Raw genomic sequence first — 283 nt, forward strand, 5'->3', positions numbered from 1 at the left:
GGAGGAACCCAGATTGTCGATAGCATAGGCGCCGATCAGATACTTCTTGCTCGCTTCGAGTTCGGCCGCTGTTGGGCCTGTGTCCACCAGCTCGTTGATTGGTTGTGTTATCAGGTCGAGCGTCTCGGCCGCCCTGTCGGCGCGCGTCGACGTCGTCACGACAAGCATGTTGGAATGCTGGTAGCCTTCCAAGCTGGACGAGACACCGTAGGCAAGGCCGCGCTTTTCGCGCACTTCCTGGAACAGACGTGAGGTAAATCGTGAGCCTCCGACTATATCGTTC

Annotated in this window: 1 protein-coding gene; it reads right to left on the reverse strand. The window is 58.0% G+C overall.

Translation table 11 applies throughout. The features are described from left to right. A partial coding sequence (locus tag EN818_RS32250; RefSeq protein WP_135906773.1) for an insulinase family protein occupies positions 1–283 on the reverse strand: 283 nt, incomplete at both ends.

The organism is Mesorhizobium sp. M3A.F.Ca.ET.175.01.1.1 (genome assembly GCF_004791945.1).
In the GTDB taxonomy this organism is placed as follows: Bacteria; Pseudomonadota; Alphaproteobacteria; order Rhizobiales; family Rhizobiaceae; genus Mesorhizobium.